Origin of the sequence: Haemophilus influenzae (genome assembly GCF_003494325.1) — a bacterium.
GTDB classification, from domain to species: domain Bacteria; phylum Pseudomonadota; class Gammaproteobacteria; order Enterobacterales; family Pasteurellaceae; genus Haemophilus; species Haemophilus influenzae_I.
The window spans coordinates 1-694 of the sequence record NZ_QQIK01000013.1 but is presented as its reverse complement, the minus strand read 5'-3'; the positions used below and the strand labels follow the sequence as shown (position 1 = coordinate 694).

At 38.8% G+C, this 694-nt stretch carries 2 tRNA genes and 1 rRNA gene; all 3 read right to left on the bottom strand.

The window, feature by feature from the left end:
• Positions 1-286: 286 nt before the first annotated feature.
• Positions 287-362, bottom strand: a tRNA-Ala gene (locus tag DV356_RS09780).
• Positions 363-447: 85 nt separating this feature from the next.
• Positions 448-524, bottom strand: a tRNA-Ile gene (locus tag DV356_RS09775).
• A 79-nt stretch (positions 525-603) separates the two neighbouring features.
• Positions 604-694: ribosomal RNA gene (locus DV356_RS09770) — 16S ribosomal RNA — on the bottom strand; the annotation flags it as partial.

The following is a 694-nucleotide window of genomic DNA, read 5'->3' as shown; positions in this document are numbered from 1 at the left end:
ATGCAAAACAGGTTTTGTTTTTAGAGTTTCCTTTTCCGTTCCCTCTTTTCACTTTTCTGTTTTGCCTACTCAGACTTTCTCTCGAAAATCTCTTGTTTTCAGCTTGTTTCCAATTTTTTAAAGAACAGTTGATAAAACTTTTCAGTTATCATCGTTAAATAAACTAAAACAAAATTAAAATTAAACTTAAAACTAAGAATAAAATAACCTAATATTTAAAATAGCTTAATCACTACCTTAATACTTTATTAATTTGTCTTTTTCTAATTTACTTAACAATGATAAGTGGTGGAGATAAGCGGGATCGAACCGCTGACCTCCTGCGTGCAAGGCAGGCGCTCTCCCAGCTGAGCTATATCCCCATTTCATCATAATTTAATAACTAATCATTTATGTCTTAGTTATTAGTTATTTACACTACACCTTTCGTTTCACTCACTCTCAGAGTGGTGGGTCTGAGTGGACTTGAACCACCGACCTCACCCTTATCAGGGGTGCGCTCTAACCACCTGAGCTACAGACCCAAGGGTAATGTTTTCTTCTGCTCATTTGTCTACAACTATCAGCCAATCTGTGTGAGCACTCGCTGTCTCTCGTCTTCAGTAAGGAGGTGATCCAACCGCAGGTTCCCCTACGGTTACCTTGTTACGACTTCACCCCAGTCATGAATCATACCGTGGTAAACGCCCTCCAA